General features: G+C 69.9%; 16 protein-coding genes. 5 read left to right on the top strand and 11 right to left on the bottom strand.

Features of this window, described 5'->3' with window-relative positions; all coding sequences use genetic code 11:
• Nucleotides 1-1092, bottom strand: coding sequence for an Lrp/AsnC family transcriptional regulator (locus tag OG456_RS44050; protein WP_266570714.1), 1092 nt, complete (start codon nt 1090-1092; stop codon nt 1-3).
• A gap of 74 nt (nt 1093-1166) precedes the next feature.
• Between OG456_RS44050 and OG456_RS44045 the strand changes: the two genes are divergently transcribed.
• Genes OG456_RS44045 through OG456_RS44030 form a run of 4 tightly spaced genes read left to right on the top strand, consistent with a single transcriptional unit; the run spans nt 1167 to nt 6193 of the window.
• Nucleotides 1167-2417, top strand: coding sequence for an MFS transporter (locus OG456_RS44045; protein WP_266570713.1), 1251 nt, complete (start codon nt 1167-1169; stop codon nt 2415-2417).
• Nucleotides 2414-3706: an amidohydrolase gene (locus tag OG456_RS44040; RefSeq protein WP_266570712.1), complete on the top strand. Its 1293-nt coding sequence runs from the start codon at nt 2414-2416 to the stop codon at nt 3704-3706. Before OG456_RS44045 ends, OG456_RS44040 begins: the two co-directional genes overlap by 4 nt.
• A gap of 1 nt (nt 3707) precedes the next feature.
• Entirely contained in the window at nt 3708-4655 is a 948-nt protein-coding gene (locus OG456_RS44035) for an alpha/beta hydrolase (RefSeq protein ID WP_266570711.1), read from the top strand.
• Nucleotides 4656-4708: 53 nt separating this feature from the next.
• Nucleotides 4709-6193 (top strand): amidase, encoded by a 1485-nt coding sequence (locus OG456_RS44030; RefSeq protein ID WP_266570710.1) that lies wholly within the window; start codon nt 4709-4711, stop codon nt 6191-6193.
• Nucleotides 6194-7113: 920 nt separating this feature from the next.
• On the opposite strand, the gene OG456_RS44025 is transcribed toward OG456_RS44030, so the two are convergent.
• The 7 genes from OG456_RS44025 to OG456_RS43995 all read right to left on the bottom strand — a co-directional run bounded on the left by OG456_RS44025 (nt 7114) and on the right by OG456_RS43995 (nt 13999).
• Nucleotides 7114-7869, bottom strand: coding sequence for an SDR family NAD(P)-dependent oxidoreductase (locus tag OG456_RS44025; RefSeq protein ID WP_266570709.1), 756 nt, complete (start codon nt 7867-7869; stop codon nt 7114-7116).
• Nucleotides 7866-8837, bottom strand: a complete 972-nt coding sequence (locus tag OG456_RS44020; RefSeq protein WP_266570708.1) for a fumarylacetoacetate hydrolase family protein — start codon at nt 8835-8837, stop codon at nt 7866-7868. The genes OG456_RS44025 and OG456_RS44020 overlap by 4 nt, the downstream gene beginning before the upstream one ends.
• Nucleotides 8838-8924: 87 nt before the next feature.
• Nucleotides 8925-9863: a VOC family protein gene (locus OG456_RS44015; protein ID WP_266570707.1), complete on the bottom strand. Its 939-nt coding sequence runs from the start codon at nt 9861-9863 to the stop codon at nt 8925-8927.
• 5 nt (nt 9864-9868) lie between these two features.
• On the bottom strand, nt 9869-10879 hold the full coding sequence (locus OG456_RS44010; protein ID WP_266570706.1) for an amidohydrolase family protein: 1011 nt from the start codon (nt 10877-10879) through the stop codon (nt 9869-9871).
• Nucleotides 10876-12006 (bottom strand): FAD-dependent oxidoreductase, encoded by a 1131-nt coding sequence (locus OG456_RS44005; RefSeq protein ID WP_266570705.1) that lies wholly within the window; start codon nt 12004-12006, stop codon nt 10876-10878. Before OG456_RS44005 ends, OG456_RS44010 begins: the two co-directional genes overlap by 4 nt.
• Before the next feature lie 35 nt (nt 12007-12041).
• The gene (locus OG456_RS44000) at nt 12042-13007 is read right to left on the bottom strand and encodes a cyclase family protein (RefSeq protein WP_266570704.1); all 966 of its coding nucleotides are present in this window, start codon (nt 13005-13007) and stop codon (nt 12042-12044) included.
• Nucleotides 13004-13999 (bottom strand): fumarylacetoacetate hydrolase family protein, encoded by a 996-nt coding sequence (locus OG456_RS43995; RefSeq protein WP_266570703.1) that lies wholly within the window; start codon nt 13997-13999, stop codon nt 13004-13006. The genes OG456_RS44000 and OG456_RS43995 overlap by 4 nt, the downstream gene beginning before the upstream one ends.
• A gap of 144 nt (nt 14000-14143) precedes the next feature.
• On the opposite strand from OG456_RS43995, the gene OG456_RS43990 reads away from it, so the two are divergent.
• Nucleotides 14144-15085, top strand: coding sequence for a LysR family transcriptional regulator (locus OG456_RS43990; RefSeq protein ID WP_266570702.1), 942 nt, complete (start codon nt 14144-14146; stop codon nt 15083-15085).
• 268 nt (nt 15086-15353) lie between these two features.
• On the opposite strand, the gene OG456_RS43985 is transcribed toward OG456_RS43990, so the two are convergent.
• From OG456_RS43985 to OG456_RS43975, 3 genes are read right to left on the bottom strand one after another with little or no spacing between them, the layout of a single operon-like run.
• Nucleotides 15354-16571: an amidohydrolase family protein gene (locus tag OG456_RS43985; protein WP_266570701.1), complete on the bottom strand. Its 1218-nt coding sequence runs from the start codon at nt 16569-16571 to the stop codon at nt 15354-15356.
• Nucleotides 16568-16705, bottom strand: coding sequence for a hypothetical protein (locus OG456_RS43980; RefSeq protein WP_266570700.1), 138 nt, complete (start codon nt 16703-16705; stop codon nt 16568-16570). Before OG456_RS43980 ends, OG456_RS43985 begins: the two co-directional genes overlap by 4 nt.
• A complete protein-coding gene (locus OG456_RS43975) occupies nt 16702-17916 on the bottom strand; it encodes an amidohydrolase family protein (protein ID WP_266570699.1) in 1215 nt (404 codons plus the stop codon). Before OG456_RS43975 ends, OG456_RS43980 begins: the two co-directional genes overlap by 4 nt.
• Nucleotides 17917-17924 lie beyond the last annotated feature (8 nt).

Below are 17924 nucleotides of genomic sequence, written 5' to 3'. Positions count from 1 at the left end.
TCAGACCTGCGGCAGGGAGAAGGGGACGTGTCCGACGGCGCGGCCGGTGGTGTCGAGGAGGCGGCCCATGCGTTTGCGGGTGTGGAGGAAGACGGTGCGGTCGCTGACCTTCAGGTGCGGGAAGCGTTCCGCGAGGTGCGCCTCGAAGGGGTCGATGGCGTGCAGGCCGCGCAGCCAGACCATGACGAGGAGGTTGTCGGAGCCGCTGACGGACACGGCCAGGCGGACCTCTTCCCTTCGGGCGAGCGCGTTGCCCGTGGCCTCGAGGTGGGTGTGGGGGACCGCGGTGCGGTAGAGCACGACCGTCGAGAGCCCGGCGAGGGGGTGGGCCAGGTCGCAGCGGAAAGTGATGTCCCTGTCGCGGACCATCCGCTGGAGCCGGCGGCGGGCGGTGTGTTCGCTCATGCCGGTCGCGGTGCCCAGGTCGGTGTAGCCGAGGCGTCCGTCACGGCCGAGGGCTTCGAGAAGGGCCTGGTCCTCGGGCGGGGGCCGGTGGTGCATATGGGCGCTGTACGGAGTCGGGTGCGAGGTGCGCGGAGCGGAGAGCTCCGCGTCGCCGGACGGTTCCATGGCCCGCATGCGCCAGTCGCCGCCTTCGCTGTACAGGGTGATGCCGAGGCGTGTGCGGGTGGACCGTACGCCTCTCAGGCCGCCGATCAGGCTGTGCACCGAGCGGCCGAGGGAGGGCAGGTCGGCAGCGACGACCGACGCCAGGAGATCGAATTCGCCGGCCGTCTCGTCGACGCTGAAGACCCAGGGCATGTCGGTCAGGGCGGCGCCGGCGGATTCCACGGCCCGGGGCCGGCACCTGACCTCGACGTAGGCGACGGTCGTCGCCTTCGCGGAGTCGTACGCGCTGACCCAGGCCAGACCGCCCGCGCGCAGCCGTTCCCAGCGGCGGGCCGCCGTGGTCGCGTCCACGCCGAGGGCCCGGCCGATCCGGGACCACGGTGCCCGGGGAGCGGCCTGGAGCGCGTCGACGAGGGCCAGGTCCAACTCGGAGAACGGAGCAGCCCCGCCGGTCCCGCGGGAATCAGGGACTGTGGCTCCTCCCGAGATGTTTTCCTGCAATTCTCCAGGGATTCCTGTCACGGACCGGATCGTAGGGGCACTTCCGGCCAATGCCCAACCCCGGCTTCGGCCGCCCGGAGTCGAAGGAGTGCCGCGTGTCTGCTCCGCCCCCTCAGCCCGTCCGCAGAACCGTCCGGATCACGATCGTGCTGTTGTTCACCGCCTGGCTGGTCGACTACGCCGACCGGCTCGTCATCAACCTGGCCCTGCCCTCCATCGGCGCCGAGTTCGACGTGGGCCGCGGGGAACAGGGCCTGATCGTCTCGGCGTTCTTCCTCGCCTACGCCCTGTGCCAGATACCCGGCGGCCTGCTCGCCGACCGGTACGGTGCCCAGCGGATCATGCTCTGGGCCCTGCTGTGCTGGTCGGTGTTCACCGCGCTGACCGGATTCGCCTGGTCGTTCGGCGTCCTGCTGCTGATGCGGTTCGCGTTCGGCGCGGCCGAGGGCGTCTTCCCGCCCGCCTCGATGAAGGTCCTCGTGGAGCGGACGACAGCGGCTGAGCGGATGGGCGCCAATGGCGTGATCATGAGCTCGAACGCCCTCGCGGGCGTGCTCACCCCGCTCCTCGTCGCGCCTCTGATCGCCGCTTTCGGCTGGCGTTCGGCGTTCTACTCGACGGCTGCCCTCGGCGTCTTCGTGCTCGTGGCGATACGGGTGTGGCTCCCCGCGCCGCTGCCGGTGGCGGAGCCGGAGCCCCGCGTCGACCGGCGGGGCGCCGGGGGAGTCCTGGGCAAGGGCGTGATCTGGCGCTTCAGCACCATGATGTTCGGCTACAGCCTGATCGTGTGGGGTCTCAGCACGTGGATCCCGTCCTATGTGAGCGAGGAGTACGGTATCTCGCTCGCCTCTACCGGGGCCCTCGTGGCGATTCCCGGCCTCGCCGCGACCGGCGCGATCGTCGTCGGCGGGCGGCTCGCGGACCGCCTCGGCGGCCACCACCGCAGGGTGATCGTGCCCAGCATGACGGCGGCCGCGGTCACGTTGTTGTTCATGGTCTTCTCGCCGTCGCTCATCGGTTTCATCGTCTTCGGCACGCTCGCCACGACCGCCGTCTCCCTGTGCTACATGCCGATCCTTGCCGTGCCGCTGGGCGGCCTCGCGCCCGAGGACGTCGGCGTGGGCAGTGGCGCGATCGTTTTCGGCGGCCAGGTGGCCGGGATGGTCGCCCCGCCCGTCATCGGCGTGCTCGCCGACGCCTTCTCCTTCAAGGTGGCCTTCGCCTCCCTGGTGCTCGGCGCGGCCATCGCCGCCGTGATGGCACTCCTCACCCCGCAGGACGCCGCCACCTTCCGGACCGTCACCGGCGCGCCGGAACTCCCCACGCCCGCAAAGGAGCACTCATGACCGCCGCCCCCATCGCGCGCCTGCTGTCCGGCTTCCCGGAGCGGCTGCCCGGCCTGATGGCCCTCTACGAAGACCTGCACGCCCACCCGGAGTTGTCCTTCCAGGAGTTCCGTACGGCCGGAGTCGTCGCGGAACGGCTGCGCGAGCAGGGCTGGGAGGTCACCGAGGGCGTCGGCGGCACCGGTGTCGTCGGGGTCCTGGCAAACGGAGAGGGCCCGGTGGTCCTGCTCCGCGCCGACATGGACGGGCTCCCGGTGCGGGAGCGGACGCAACTGCCGTACGCCTCCCAGGAGATGGGCGTCGACGGCGAGGGCAACAAGGTTCCCGTCATGCACGCTTGCGGCCATGACATGCACGTCGCCTGCCTGCTCGGCGTGACCGCCCAACTCGCCTCCGCCCGTGGGGAATGGCATGGCACGGTCGTCGCGGTGTTCCAGCCGGCGGAGGAGGTCGGCGGGGCACCGGCCATGATCGAGGACGGCTTCCTGGACCGCTTTCCACGCGCGGATGTCTGCCTCGGCCAGCATGTGTCCCCGGCCCCCGTCGGTCTCGTCGGTACCCGCCCGGGCACGGTGATGGCCGCCTCCGACAGCCTGCGGGTCCGCCTTCACGGCCGCGGTGGACACGGCTCCACGCCTGAGACGACCGTCGATCCGATCGTCATGGCCGCCGCGGTCGTCATGCGGCTGCAGACGGTCGTCTCCCGGGAGGTGGGGGCGGCGCAGACCGCCGTGGTGACCGTCGGTTCGCTGCACGCGGGCACCAAGGAGAACATCATTCCCGACACGGCGGACCTGCGGATCAACATTCGCTCCACGACGCCCGTCGTACGGGAGCGGGTCCTGGCGGCTGTCGAACGGATCGTCCGTGCCGAGGCGGCCGCGTCCGGCGCGCCCAAGGAGCCCGAAATCACCGCTCTCAACGCCTTCCCCGTCACGGTCAACGACACCGCGGCCACCGGCACCGTACTGACCGCGATCGCCGAAGTCCTGGGCAGGGAGCGGGTGTTCACCCTGCCCGAACCCCTCACCGGCAGCGAGGACTTCGGCACCTTCGGCACGGCCCTCGGTGTCCCCTCGGTCTTCTGGCACTTCGGCGGCGCCGACCCGGCCCTCTTCCAGCACATCGCCCCCGACACCCTGCTGACGGACGGCCTGCCCGACACGATCCCGGCCAACCACTCCCCGTACTTCGCCCCCGTACCCGAACCCACGATCCACACCGGCGTGACGGCGCTGCTCGCGGCGGCCGCCCACTGGCTGTGTGCCGGCGACCGACAGGAGAAGTGACGTGCCTCTGGACCCGGACATTGCCGCGTGCTTGCGAAGGCTCCAGCAACTCGGCGCCCCAGAACCAGGGGAGAACGCTGTTGCACGGGCCAGAGCCCGGCTGCGGGCGCTGACCGCCGACCACCTCGACCAGGCCGCAAAGCCCGAGGTCGCGACGGTGACCTCGACGGTGCTGGCGGATTCCGTCCCGGCCCGTGTCTACCGGCCGCATGCCACGGCGCCCGTGCCAACGGTGGTGTACCTGCACGGCGGCGGCTGGGTGGCCGGCGACCTCGACACACACGACGTGCACGCCCGGAACCTGTGCCGCGACCTCGACGCCGTCGTGGTGAGCGTCGACTACCGGCTCGCGCCCGAGCATCGTTTCCCCGCCGCGGTCGAGGACGCTTACGCCGCCCTGACCTGGGTCGCGCGGCACGCGGACGCGTTCGGCGGCGACCCTGCCCGGCTGGTCGTCGGCGGCGACAGCGCCGGAGCGACGCTTTCCGCCGTGTGCGCACAGCAGGCCCACGCCGACGGACTGTCGCTCGCCGCCCAACTCCTGGTCTACCCCAGCACGGACATGTCCGGCGCTTACCCGTCGCGGGCCGAGAACGGCGAAGGCTACTTCCTCACCACCACAGAACTGCACTGGTTCTTCGAGCAGTACCTCGGCGTCAGCCCCTCCGATCCTGCCTCCGCCGCGTTCGGCGCCGACCCGCGGGTCGCACCCCTGCGGGCGAAGGACCTGTCCGGGCTCGCTCCGGCCGTCGTGGCCACCGCGGAGTACGACCCGCTGCGTGATGAGGGAGACGCGTACGCCGAAGCGCTGCGGGGCGCCGGCGCAGGCGTCGCGCACCGGCGGTTCGACGGCCTCGTCCACGGCTTCTACGGCATGGACCACCTCAGCCATGCCGCAGGGGAGGCGACGGCCTGGATCAACACCGCACTCAAACGACTGCTCGGCTGACAGCCCCTACCCACCCTCGTCCGTGAAGTCCCTTTAGCCGTAAGGAAGTCCGTATGAACCCGAACGACGCCGGCACCGATCTCGATCTCGCCTTCCTCAGCGCCACCGAGGCGCGGCGGCTCTTCGACGCCGGCGAGCTCTCCCCGGTGGAGCTGATGCGCGCGGTCATCGCCCGCGCGGAACAGACCGAACCGGTCGTCAACGCCTTCACCGAGCAGCTCTTCGACGAGGCACTCCAACAGGCCCGGCACGCCGAGGGCCGCTTCCTCGGCAAGGGCGGCCTGACGCCGCGCCCGCTGGAAGGCATCCCGGTCGCCACCAAGGAGAAGCACGCCATCGCCGGGCGTTCCCTCACCGAGGGCTCCCTCGTCAACGTCGGCAACACCGCGACCGAGAACGCCCCGGTCATCGACCGGATCCTCGAGGCGGGCGGCATCATCCACGCCCGCACCGCCACCCCCGAGTTCTCCATCGCCACCTTCACCCACAGCCGCCTGTGGGGCGTCACCCGCAATCCGTGGAACCCCGACTTCACCCCCGGCGGCTCGTCCGGCGGCGCGGGCGCCTGCCTCGCCGCCGGTACCGCGCTGCTCGCCTCCGCCTCCGACATCGGCGGCTCGACCCGTATCCCCGCCGCCTTCACCGGCACCGTCGGGTACAAGGCCCCGTATGGCCGGATCCCCGGTGTGGCACCGCTGTCCGCCGACCACTACCGCGGCGACGGCCCCATGGCACGCACCGTCGACGACTGCGTCACCTTCGCCAACGTCCTGGCAGGCCCGGACCCGCGCGACCACGTGTCGTTGAGCCCGAAACTCGTCCTGCCGACCGAGTACGACGCGGTCGCCGGGATGCGCATCGCCCTGTGCCTGCGCCTGGGTGCCTACGACGTGCACCCGGAGATCGAGGCCCACACCCGCGCCGTCGCCCGCGCCCTCACCGACGCGGGTGCGATCGTCGAGGAGATCGAACTCCCGTGGACCAAGGACGACCTCCTCATCAGTGCCGCCGCACACTTCTCCACCATCTTCGGCGCCATGGTCCGCGAGATCGAAGCCGAGCACCGCGACCGGATGTCGCCGTATGCGGCAGCCTTCGCCGACACCATGGCCGTCGCCTGTGAGCAGGTCACCTACCTCGACGGCCTGCGCGTCGAGACCCGGCTGCAGCGCGAACTGGCCGAGGCGATGGCCCCCTTCGACGCCCTGATCTGCCCGACCACGGCCGTCCCCGGACTGCCCGCCGGGGACGACCTCCTGGGGCGTCTGGTGGTGAACGGCGAGGACCACGGCGAGCCGCTGTGGGCGGCCATGACCCTGCCCTTCAACATCAGCAACCGCTGCCCCGTCCTCAACGTGCCAAGCGGCCACTCCAGTTGGGGCCTTCCGACCGGCGTCCAGATCGTCGGCCACACCTATGACGACCCGACCGTCTTCCGCATCGGCAAGGCCGTAGAGCAACTCCGCACCTGGGCATACACCCCGGACCACCGACCGACCGTCCAGCCGACGCCTCTCGTACAGTCAGCCACTGATTGATCGTCGGTCCGACCAGGCACTGAGCCTGTTCCAACCTGCCTTCCTAGCCTGCTCGTGGGCTGACAATGTGGAGAAGCCAGTCCTCGCGGTGCTCAACGACGACGAGACCACCCGAGAGCCCACTGCTGTGTGATCACGCCCGTCACCCGACGTCGTCTCGCACTTCTTCGCACCGCCGAGGGCGATGCAACGTAGCGAACCAGCTGGTCCGTGACTGGTCCACGGCGCGCGCAGATTCGCGGCGAACGGGTCCGGAAGGTTGCTGAATGGTCACGGATAGGGGCTGCGGGGCTGTGGGTGCCTGGAAGGGTAAAGCTCCCTCCAGGCACCCAACTTGAGGCTCTAGAAGAACCCAATTTTCTTAGGGCTGTATGAAACAAAACGTTCTTCGTCTGCTGGTGGTACTCCGTGCGCGTTGCTCTGACCTGCGCGTATGTGCGATTCGAGGGGTGGTTGGCGGGGTTTGGCCCGTGTATGGTCCGGATCTTGGTCTCGAGTTGTCTTGTGCTGCCTTCGGGAAGGTGCCACGTCACGCATCGGGTCGACCCACGTGCCCCCTGAGACCGTGGAGACTGCTTCGGAAGAGCAGAGTTGGCCGACAGTCGTGGCTGCACTTCGCTGATGAGTGTCAAGGTGGGAGTCTGGCGTCATCCGCGCATCAGGCGGCCCGTCGATGTCGACGTGTTTCCGATGACGTCGCATGTTGAGTGTGTCGCTGTTCTAGAGCCAGTAGCGAAGGGCGTCTGACCTGCCCTTTTGTAGTTCCGGTGAACATGTTCGACCCACTTTTGAGGCTGTTACGGGTGCACCGTGTGGAGTGCGTTGCGCTCCTTCATCTGCCCGATGCAGGGGCGATGGTGCGATGCCCCGGCTTCACCGATGTTTGTTGGCGACGAGGGCGGGTTCGCCATCCGCCCTCTTTACGATCCGGCTTGCGTGCGCAGGGCGTCGGAGATCGACTTGGCGCCGCCGTGGGCGGTGTAGCCGCCGTCGACGGGGATCTCGGCGCCGGTGATGAAAGAAGCCTCGTCGGAGAGCAGGAACGCGACGAGCGGGGTGATCTCGTCGACCGTGCCAGTGCGGCCGAGCGGGGTCTCGCGGAGGTTGCTCTCGCGGAAGGCGGGGGCGGCCGACGCGGTCATCTCCGTCTCGATGAAGCCGGGGTGGATGGTGTTGACGCGGATGCCGCGCGGCCCGAGTTCCAGCGCCGCGGTCTTGGACAGGCCGCGCAGCGCCCATTTGCTGGACGTGTACGCCACCGGGTAATGGGCGGTCAGTGCGGCGGAGGAGCCGATGTTGACGATCGACGCACCGGGCGGCATCAGCGGGGTGAGGTGCTGGATGCCGAGGAGGGGGCCGGTGACGTTCACGGCGTGCACGCGGGCGAAGTCGTCGGCGCGTATCTCGTCGAGGCGGGCGCGCCAGGTGATGCCCGCGTTGTTGACCAGGCCGTGGATCTGTCCGTACGACTCCCTCAGCTCGGCGGCGAGTTGGGCCCACTGTGCCTCGTCGGTGACGTCGAGGGGGCGGATGCCCGTGGCCTCCGTGACGTCGGTGGCGATGACGCGGGCGCCCTCTTGGGTGAGCGCCTTGGCTTCGGCGGCGCCCTGACCGCGGGCCGCGCCGGTGACGACCACGACCTTGCCGAGAAGCCGCTTGGGGCGCAGGTCGCTCACGGCCGTTCCCGGGAGCGGCGCCGGCCGTTGGGCAGGACGACCGGGGCGGCGCCCGTGACCACGGTGTTGGAGACCGTGCCGATGCCTTCGACGGTAAGGGCGACGGTGTCGCCGGGCTTCAGCGGCGCGGGGGTCTGCTCGCCGCGCAGGCCCCACAGCTCGGCGAGGCAGCCGCCGTTGCCGCAGGTGCCGGAGCCCAGGATGTCGCCGGGGACGATCCGGGTGCCGCGGGAGGCGTACGCGGCCATCTCCTCGAAGGTCCAGCTCATGTTGGACAGCAGGTCTTTGCCGATGACCTGGCCGTTCACGGAGGCGGTGAGGGCGAGGCGGAGGAAGCCCTCGGCGTCGCGGTACGGCTCGAGTTCGTCGGCCGTGACCAGGTACGGGCCGAGGGTGGTCGCGGTGTCCTTTCCCTTGCAGGGGCCGAGGCCGACCGTCATCTCGGCGGACTGCAGGTCCCGTGCGGACCAGTCGTTGAAGACCGTGTAGCCGATGATGTGGTCCCGTGCCTGCTCCGGGGTGAGGTCGCTGCCCTCGCGGCCGATGACGGCGGCGACTTCGAGTTCATAGTCGAGGGCGGTCGAGCCCGGGGGCATCGGGATGTCGTCGTGCGCGCCGAACAGTGCGTGCGGGTTGGTGAAGTAGAAGGTGGGCGCCGCGTACCACTGCTCGGGCACTCCGGCGATACCGTCCACTGCCTTGCGTACGCCTTCGACGTGTTCCTCGAAGGTGACGAAGTCCCGTACGGAGGAAGGCTGGAGCGGGGGAAGCAGCCGCACCTTCGAGACGTGCGGCCCTGGCGGTACGTCGAGTGCGGCGGCGCCGGCGTCGAGGAGGGCGGGCAGGCCGTCGCCGGAGCGGATCAGCTCGGTGAGTGACGTGGTGCCGGGCAGCGGGTAGAGGGTGCCGTCCGCCTCGACGACGGCGACGCGGGTGCGGTGCTGGTGGGCGTAGGTGGCGAATCGCATGGGACTCCTGGCGCGAGGAGGGGCCGGGGCGCGGCGGTGAGTCAAGGCATGGACAGGGCCGCCGCGCCCCCGGAGCTCGGGGTGGGGTCAGACCGGCGGGGCGACGAACACGCCGCGGTCCGGGTCGTTGAAGGACTCCTTGGCGACGATCTCGTTCATCGCGTTGGCGGTGCCCCACTGGTCGGTGACCTCGGGCTTTGAGAAGTCGTAGACGTGCGGGTGCCAGGTGTCCTCGTCGAGCAGCTCCAACTCGGTCGTGTACTCGACGGTGTTGCCGTGCGGGTCGAGGAAGTACGTGAAGGTGTTGTCGCCCGCCATGTGCCGGCCGGGACCCCAGATCTTCTTGAACCCCGCGCGCATCACGCGGCCCGAACCGCGCATGTACTCGTCGATGCCGCGCATCTCGAAGGAGACGTGGTGCAGGGCGGTGTGCGGGCCCTTGGCGAGGGCCATCGAGTGGTGCTGGTTGCTGATCCGCATGAAGTGCATGACCTCGCCCATGTGGGGCGAGGAGAGGGTGTCGGAGAGCGCGAAGCCGAGGTGGCGCTCGTACCACTCCCGTGTGCGGTTCAGGTCGGGGGAGTTGAGCACGACGTGGGAGAGCTTGACCGGGATGGCCTCCTTCTCCTCGATCTTGCGGTGCCGCCTGACCTCGACGTCGGCGGAGACCTCGATGGTGCGCCCGTCGACGTCGAAGAAGCGGAAACCATAGCCGCCGCCGGGGGTGTCGACCTTGCCCGGCTTGGAGATCAACTGCACGCCGCCCGCAAGGAGTTGCTCGGCGAGCGTGTCCACGTCCTGCGGTGAGGCCGCTCCGTACGAGACGAGGTCGAGGCGCTTCTCGTCGGCCTTGCGCAGCCGGACGACGTACTGCTCGGGGGAGCCCTCGGCGGCCAGGAAGGAGAGACCGGAGTCCTCGGCGACCTTGGTCAGGCCCCAGACGCCGGAGTAGAAGTCGAGCTGCTTGTCATAGTCGGGCACGGCCAGGTCGACGTGCCGCAGATGGGTGAGCAGACGTCCGTTCATGGCGATCAGTCCTTCCGGGGACGGAGGCGGAGGAGGGCGGCCGCGTTGCCGCCGCGCACCGCGTCGAAGTCGGCGTGGGACAGGCGGGCGGCGCGCAGGGCGCCGAGCGGGTCGTCGGCGCCCATGTCGAAGGGGAAGTCGGAGCCGAGCAGCACCCGGTCGGCGCCCGCCACGCGCACCAACTCCCGCAGTACGTAGGGGTCGTGGACGAGCGAGTCGAAGTAGAGGCGCCCGAGGTAGCTGCTCGGCGTCTCCCGGCAGGTCCGTGCGTCGGGGCGGGCCCGCCAGGCATGGTCCGCGCGGCCGATATGCGTGGGCAGATAGCCGCCGCCGTGCGCCGCGATCAGCCGCAGTCCCGGGTGCCGGTCGAGGACGCCGGAGAAGATCAGGTGGGACAGGGCGACGGCGTTCTCGGTGGGCTGGCCGACGGAGTTGGAGAGGTACCACTGGTCGAGGCGCTCGTCGAGGGTGCAGCCGAAGGGGTGCAGGAAGACGATCGCCCCGGTCTCCTGGGCCCGTGCCCACAGCGGTTCGTAGGCGGGGTCGGACAGTTCGCGCCCCGGTGCGTGGCTGGAGATCTCCACCCCGGACAGGCCCTGCTCAAGGGCGTGGTCGAGCGCGTGCACCCCCTGTTCGGGGTGTTGCAGCGGTACGAGGCCGATGCCGCGCAGCCGGTCGGGGGCGGCCGAACAGTGCGCCGCGGTCGCCTCGTTGGCGAGCCTGTACACCTTCTCGGCCGTCTCCTCGTCGGCCCAGTAGTGGTAGTGCGAGGGGGAGGGGCTGACGAGCTGGACGTCCACGTCCTGGGCATCCATCGCCGCGAGGCGGACGGTCGGATCGGTGAGCCGGGCGATGCGTTCGCCGATCATCGGGCCGTTGACCTTCAGGGCGTCCGGGCCGTTGCGGCGGGCGTCCAGGGCCTTGGCCTCGGCATGGCCCGGCAGCCCGTCCACCAGTGCCTCGATCTGGGGCAGCAGGACGTGGGCGTGCACGTCGATGGTGGGCGGTGTCGTCATGGCAGCTCCCGCAGCATGGTCATGGTGCGGCCCATCAGCCCGGGTATGTCCGCGTCGCGGACTCCGTCGAGCTGCCACTGGCCGATCTGCACGGACGCTTCGACGACGGGACGTACGCGGTGGATCCGCCGCTCGTAGTACGCCTGGAACAGGGCGTCCTCCCAGGCGTCGGCGGCGGTCAGCATCTCGGCGAGGACCCAGGCGTCCTCCATCGACAGGGCCGCGCCTTGGGCGAGGGTGGGCGGGCAGCAGTGCGCGGCGTCGCCGACGAGCACGACGCGGCCGCGGTGCCAGGAGCCCTCGACCAGCATCCGGTCGAACCAGGTGTAGTTGACCTGCGTCGGGTCGGTGATGTGCCGGGTGATCTCGGGCCAGTGGCCGCCGTAGTGCCGGGCCAGGGCACGCATCTCGTCGGCGTAGGAGGTGGTGGGGAGGGAGGCACGGTCGCGGTTGGCCTCGACGACGTACGCGTAGAGCGTGCTCTCGCTGGTCGGGCAGTAGCCGGCGATGTAGGCGGGGCCGCCGAAGGCGAGGTCGGTGCGGGTCAGACCGGCCGGGCGGGGTGCGGCGATCCGCCAGATGGCCATGCCGGTGGGCTCCGGCTTGTCCGGGATGCCGATGGCCGCGCGGGTCGTGGAGCCCAGGCCGTCGGCGGCGATCACGAGGTCGTAGTGGCCCTCGGTGCCGTCGGTGCAGCGGACGGTGACGCCGGCACCGTCTTGTTCGAGGGACTCCGCGCGAACACCCAGGCGTACGGTGGCACCGCTCGCGCGGACCGCGTCGATGAGGATGCGCTGGAGCTGGGGGCGCTGCATGCCGACGGTGGCGGGCAGGTCGTCGCCGCCGGTGCGCAGATCGTCGGCGACATGCAGGATGGTGCCGTCGGGGGCGGTGATGCCGACCGCGGCGAAGCCGTACCCGGACTTCTCCACCTGCTCCCACACGCCGAGTTCGCGCAGGACGCGCAGGGCGTTGCCCTGGAGTGTGATGCCGGACCCGGCGGTGGCGTTCCAGTCGTCCTTGGCCTCGATCAGGTCGACCGCGATCCCGGCGCGGCGCAGCAGAATCGTGGCGGCGTTGCCGGCCGCGCCACCGCCGATGACGAGAACCGTGCGGGGTGTGCTCATGGGGGAACTCCTTTATCCCTCGAGGAGGTTGAGGACTACTTGACGGCGATCGGGTTGACGGGCGAGCCGACCGCGCCGGTGATCGGCAGGGGCGCGGCGGTCAGCCAGAAGTCGAACCGGCCGTCGCGTGCGCAGTCGGCGGCCAGCGCGTCCAGGTCCCACATCTCGCCGATGAGCAGGCCCATGTTGGGGATGGCGACCTGGTGCAGCGGCTGGAAGGCGTGCTCGAACTCGTTCGGGCGGACCTCGAAGCCCCAGGTGTCGGTGGCGATCGCGGCGATTTCCGTCCGGTGCAGCCAGCCGGCCGTGGTGAACGACAGACCGGGCGACGGACCGCCCGCGTACTCGCCCCAGCCCTCACGCCGGGCCCGCGCGAGCCGCCCGGTGCGGACGAGCACGAGGTCCCCGCGCCCCACCGTCACTCCGTGCGCCTCGGCGGTCCGGGTCAGGTGGTCCTCGGTGATGGCGAAGCCGTCCGGCAACTCGCCGTGCTCACCCACCACGTGGCCGACGTCGAGGAGGACGCCGCGCCCGGCGACGTACGGGGCCATGTGCTCGATGCCGGTGACGAGGTCGCCGTCGGAGGTGACGACCTGCTCCGCGGGGCGGCCGTTCCACGCCTTGCCGTGGTCGAAGATGTGGCCGAGCCCGTCCCACTGCGTCGAGCACTGCAGCGGCATGGCGATCACGTCGTCGGCGCCGCCGATGCCGTGCGGGAAGCCCTGGTTGCCGAGGGCGGCGTCGGTGCCCGTGTCGAGCATGGTGTGGACGGGGTTGGTGCGCCGCCGCCAGCCCTTCTGCGGTCCGTTCATGTCGAACCGCTGGGAGAGCGAGAAGCTGACGCCCCGCCGTACGAGCGCGGCGCCTTCGCGGCGCTTGGCCTCGTCGAGGAAGTTGAGGGTGCCGATACGGTCGTCCTCGCCCCAACGGCCCCAGTTCGAGTACGCCTTGGCGGCCTCGGCTATCGCACCCTCGGGGTCGGTCCGGTCCGGCGCCGTCACGACGCCGCCTCCGCTACGCAGCGGGTGCGCTGGGCGCCGAGTCCGGTGATGGAGCCGTCCATCACGTCGCCGTCGCGCAGCAGCCGTCCCCAGTGCATGCCGTTGCCTGCCGGTGAACCGGTCAACACCAGGTCTCCGGGCAGGAGTTGGGCGCTCTGCGAGGCGTAGGACACCATGCGCGCCACGTTGAAGATCATGTCCTTGGTGGACTCGTCCTGCATGGTCTCGCCGTTCAGCTTCAGGACCAGGTGCAGTTCGCCGGGGTCGACGATCGACTCGGTGGGCACGATCCACGGGCCGAGCGGGGTGAAACCGGGCGCGTTCTTGCTGCGCAGCCAGTCGGTGCCGATCTGCGGCATGTCCCGGCGGAAGACCGTCGCACGGTCGGTGAGGTCGTTGGCGATCGTGTACCCGGCGACGTACTCAAGGGCCTCGTCGACGGAGATCCGGTGCGCCGGGCGGCCGATCACGGCCGCCAACTCCAGCTCCCAGTCCGGCCTTTCGGCCCATCCGGGGAGTGCGACGTCGTCGTACGGGCCGGTGATGGCGCTCGGCAGACCGATGAACACGTACGGCAGATCCTCCTTCGCCCGCCGGTCCATGATCTCGGCGGCCTCCGCGCGCCGCTCGTCCTCCGGCCGGTCATCGCCCGGGGCGCGATGGGCGACGTGCAGATCGATCACGTGCTGCCGGTAGTTGGCACCCGATTGGAACACCTGCCGCGGTTCGACCGGCGCGTGCGCCCGGAACTGCGCCAACGGCCTGCGTTCTACGGATTCGTCGCCGGCCAGGGCCCGCAGCCGGGGCAGTACCGCCGGCCAGTCCTCCAGGAGGCGACGGACGGTCAACCGCTCGTCGCCCAGGGCGTCGCGCAGGTCGACGACGCGCTCGTCGGACGTGACCAGGGCGGGGAACACCGGGCCATTCGGGGCCGAGAGCGTCGCGAGAGCGAAGGGGCCGGTGAAGGGCTTGGATGCGGGAGCGGGTTTCACGGACGTGTCCTCCTGATATTGCGGTGGGACTAATCTGAACCCGCCACCGAGGATCAGGGAAATCGATTGTATGGATAGCGTCCATCCATCTTCCAGATGTTCGCTGGTCAGCGTTGTCCGACGCCGTACAGCAAGGGAAAGCCCGTGAATCTGGCCCGTCTGGACCTCAACCTTGTCGTCGCGTTGCGAGCCCTGCTGGAGGAGCGCAACGTCACCCGGGCCGGGCAGCGCGTCGGACTGAGCCAGCCCGCCATGAGCGCCGCGCTCGCCCGGCTGCGCAAGCACTTCGACGACGACCTGCTCGCCCGCGTCGGCGGCCATTACGAACTCACCGCCCTCGGCCAGGTCCTGCTCGAACGCACCTCCACCGCCTACGACGTCATCGAGAGGCTCTTCTCCAGCCAGGCCACGTTCGACCCGGCGCATGAGAGCCGCGAGTTCAAGCTGGTGGCCTCCGACTACGCCGTCGCGGTCTTCGGCGCCGAACTCGCCCGCGTCGTGCACGAGGAGGCTCCCGGCATCCGGCTGCGTTTCGCGCAGACCCCACCCACCGTGGTCGACGACACCACGACCCTGCTCAGCACCGTCGATGGACTGCTCATGCCGCACGGCGTGATCAGCGACTTCCCCGCCACCGACCTCTACGACGACCGCTGGGTCTTCGTGATCGCCGACGACCACCCGTCCGTCGCGGACCGGCTCACCTGGGAGGACCTGGCGGACCTGCCGTGGGTCACCTACCAGCGGACGTACGACGCCCCGGCCGTGCGCCAGCTCGGGCTGCTCGGGGTGGAGCCGCGCGTGGAGGTGTCCGTCGACAGCTTCCAGCTGCTGCCGCTGCTCGTGGCAGGCACCCGCCGGATCGCCATGGTCCAGGCACGGCTCGCCGGCCTGCTCGCACCGATCGCCCCCGTCCGCATCGTGGAACCTCCCTACGCGGCCGTGCCCTTGCAGGAAGCGATGTGGTGGCATCCCGTGCATACGCACGACGCCGCGCACATCTGGCTGCGTGAGACCGCCGTGCGGGTCGGGGCGGGCCTGCCCCAGCAGCCGCAGGGCGGACCGGTCGAGGGCAGCGCCGGGTGAAACGGGTGTCCGTGGGAGCCGTGCGATGAAGCCACCGCACCACGAGTCGGTCCACTCCCGTGCCGCGCGCATCCTGGAAGCGTTCAGCCAGGTCCCGGCGCAGGGACGCCGAGCCCGGCGGAGAGCTGTTCCGCACGCCTGACGAAGTGCGCTGGCGGAGGCGGCAGTTGGCGCGGGCCGCCCGAGGCGGCGCCTTCGTGGACCGGCACGCCCGAAAGCCCGGCCGTCCCTGGCGAACGGGTGGCGTGCTGCCCGGTCTCCTCCGGTGTCAGGTCCCGGAAACCACCGCACCGCCCTGGATGATGTGGCGGAAGTGCTTCGGCTCCGCCAGAACCCCGAGGTCCGCCAACGGATCTCCGTCCACCACCAGTAGGTCCGCGTGCGCGCCCACGGCCAATGTCCCGATCTCCCCGGTCAGGTTCAGCAACTCCGCCGCGGTCGACGTTGCCGAGCGGATCACCTCCAGCGGGGTCTGGACCTCGCCGCGCAGGCGGAACTCGTGGTTCTGGTGGCGGTGCATGCCGCCCAACAGGTCCGTCCCGTACACCAGCTTCACGCCGCCACGAGCCGCACGCTCCAGGGCCGCCATGCCTGCGCCCAGAACCTCGTCGACCTTGCGCCAGCTCGACTCCGGCAGCCCGTGCTCGCGGCCCTCCTCCTTCAGCGCCCAGTACGTCACCAGCGTCGGCACCAAAAACGCCTCGTGGGCGAGGAACAGCGAAACGCTCCGATCGTCCAGCAGGTTGCCGTGTTCGATCGAACGGACGCCCAGTTCCAAAGCGCGGTTGACAGCTCGGGCGGTGTACGCGTGCGCCGCCACATAGCGGTTCGCCGCCGATGCTTCCTCGACGATCGCGCTCAGCTCGTCAGCCGAGTACTGCGTCGAGTCGATGCGGTCGGTCGGGGACGCGACGCCACCCGATGCCATCACCTTGATGTGGTGGGCGCCCTTGCGCAGCTCGTCGCGGGCGGCCGCGCGGACCGCGTCGACGCCGTCGGCCACCCGGCCCAGGCCCGCGCAGCACGGGTGGTCGTCCTTCGCTTGCGTGCCGCGGGTGCGGCTGTCGCCGTGCCCGCCGGTCTGGCTCAGCGCGCGCCCGCAGAACAGCAGTCGCGGGCCGCGGAACAGTCCCTCCGCCTGGGCGTCGGCGAAGCCGTAGTCGGCGCCCGACGCGTCGCGGGCTGTGGTGAATCCGCGGTCGAGCATCCGGCTCATCGTGCGCGCGGCATGAGCGGCCACATACGACGGTGACAACGACGGCAGCGAGCCCAGGTCCGCGGTCGACGCCGTGATGTGCACGTGCGCGTCGACCAGCCCCGGCAGCACGACCGCGCCCCGGACGTCGATCGAAGGCACGTCGGCCGCGGTGAGACCGGGCCCCGCCTCCACGATCCGGCCGGAATCACACCGCAGGTCGCCTTCGGTGTACTCCCCGGACAGCGGGTCGAGCAGGCGGGCGTTGCGCAGCATCAGGGATCCGGTCACCGGTTCTCCTTCTCCAGGTCGTGCAGGGCGGACACGGCCAGCGGCGCGAGCGATTCGGCCACCGCCACCGCATCGTTGTAGGCACTCTCCGCGTCGAGGATGTCGAGCACCCCGAGTTCGGTCAGTTCCTTCAACGTGCAGCTCCCATCAGGTCGTTGCGGGCAATGACGTCGGCCTTCGCGACCAGGACCGGTCGACCGTAAGCGCCGATGTCCTCGAGCGGGTCCCCGTCGAGCAACACGAGATCAGCGGCCTTTCCCACCTCGATGGTGCCGATCTCGTCGAGGAGATCAAGATTTGCGGCAGCATTCGCTGTCGCCGCCAGGAGAGCCTGCATCGGCGTCATGCCAATCGCGACCATCACCGCGAGCTCCTTGGGGAGGTCGGTATGACGATTGAAGGGAGTCCCGGCATCAGTGCCGGCCGCGACGCGCATCCCGGCCTGGACAGCCGCGCGGAACATCTCGCGGCTACGATCGCGCTCCGATATCGCTTTGTCGATCATCCACCCCGGACTGCCCCCGGCTGGCCCGAATTCGGCAATTCCATCGACCGCGAGAAGAGTTGGCACAAGGAAGGTGCCCTGATCGATCGCCTGGGTGAAGAGCTCCTCGTCGAGGTGATAGCCGTGCTCGATTGAATCCACGCCGGCGTCGAGTGCGTTCTTGATTCCCTGCCGGCCGATCGCGTGTGTAGCAGCTCGCTTCCCGGCGTTATGAGCTTCCTGCACTACTGTGCGCAGTTCCTCGGCAAGCAACGCGGTCTGGGTCGGGCGAACTCCGGGCGTCAGGACACCGCCCGTGGCCATGGCCTTGATGAACTGAGAGCCTCCCTTGATCTCCGCCCGGACCGCGTGGCGGATGGCATCTATACCATCCGCTTCCCGTCCCATGAAGTGACCGTGGCCGCCCGTCATGGTGATGACCCGGCCGGCTGCCACGATCCGGGGACCTTCGACAAGGCCGGCCTCGACCGCTTTGCCCAACTCGATGACTATTCCGTTCGCCGCACCGCAGTCGCGCACGGTGGTGACGCCGCATGCAAGCGTGTAACGGGCGTTCTGAGCGGCGCGGAGTGAGGCAATCGGCAGGCTGTCGTTGACAACCTGCTCGAAGAGATCGGCGGAGCCATCATTCGCCAAGTGGACATGAGAGTTGATGAGGCCGGGGATCAGAGAGTGCCCATTGCCGTCGATTGCAGGCTTGTCGCCGATGGAAGGGGCGTTCTCGTCCGGACCGATCCAGGCGATGCGGCCTGCGTCGATCAGGACACTGGTGCCGGTTTGGGGAGCGCCTCCGAGTCCATCGATGAGATGGGTGTTTGTGATCAGGGAAACCGCGTTCATTTGATTCT

Source organism: Streptomyces sp. NBC_01446, from assembly GCF_026340095.1.
In the GTDB taxonomy this organism is placed as follows: Bacteria; Actinomycetota; Actinomycetes; order Streptomycetales; family Streptomycetaceae; genus Streptomyces; species Streptomyces aureus.
The sequence above is the reverse complement of the archived record's forward strand: the minus strand, read 5'-3'. Positions and strand labels throughout refer to the sequence as shown.

Bases quoted from the DNA above. Each gene is read 5' to 3' on its own strand.
- OG456_RS44040 (WP_266570712.1), top strand. From the start codon at position 2,414: ATGACCGCCGCCCCCATCGCGCGCCTGCTGTCCGGCTTCCCGGAGCGG.
- OG456_RS44030 (WP_266570710.1), top strand. From the start codon at position 4,709: ATGAACCCGAACGACGCCGGCACCGATCTCGATCTCGCCTTCCTCAGC.
- OG456_RS44020 (WP_266570708.1), bottom strand. From the start codon at position 8,837: ATGCGATTCGCCACCTACGCCCACCAGCACCGCACCCGCGTCGCCGTC.
- OG456_RS44015 (WP_266570707.1), bottom strand. From the start codon at position 9,863: ATGAACGGACGTCTGCTCACCCATCTGCGGCACGTCGACCTGGCCGTG.
- OG456_RS44010 (WP_266570706.1), bottom strand. From the start codon at position 10,879: ATGACGACACCGCCCACCATCGACGTGCACGCCCACGTCCTGCTGCCC.
- OG456_RS44005 (WP_266570705.1), bottom strand. From the start codon at position 12,006: ATGAGCACACCCCGCACGGTTCTCGTCATCGGCGGTGGCGCGGCCGGC.
- OG456_RS43975 (WP_266570699.1), bottom strand. From the start codon at position 17,916: ATGAACGCGGTTTCCCTGATCACAAACACCCATCTCATCGATGGACTC.